Annotated in this window: 1 pseudogene; it reads right to left on the bottom strand. The window is 70.3% G+C overall.

The features are described from left to right. Positions 1–259: pseudogene (locus ACQG3P_RS20295) on the bottom strand (signal peptide peptidase SppA); the annotation flags it as partial.

Genomic DNA, 259 nt, shown 5'->3' with positions numbered 1-259 from the left:
GCGGGCAGGTCGCCAGCGCCGTTCTCGCCGGACGCCACCCCCCCCGCCACCTGCGGCCGCGAATCCCCCGGCGAACGACGGGTGTCGATCTGGGTCAGGTATGCGTCAAGGTTGATGCTGCGGAAGCCACCGTCGGCATCTTCATCGGCCCCGCCACGATCGGCCAGCAGGTCTTCGACTTCCTCGCGGGGCGTCAGGCCATCCACCAGCTTCTGCTGCAGGGCGAACTTGGCCAGGTCGCCACCGGCAGCGGCGATGC

The organism is Stenotrophomonas sp. SrG, from assembly GCF_050031795.1.
In the GTDB taxonomy this organism is placed as follows: Bacteria; Pseudomonadota; Gammaproteobacteria; order Xanthomonadales; family Xanthomonadaceae; genus Stenotrophomonas; species Stenotrophomonas rhizophila_A.
The sequence above is the reverse complement of the archived record's forward strand: the minus strand, read 5'-3'. Positions and strand labels throughout refer to the sequence as shown.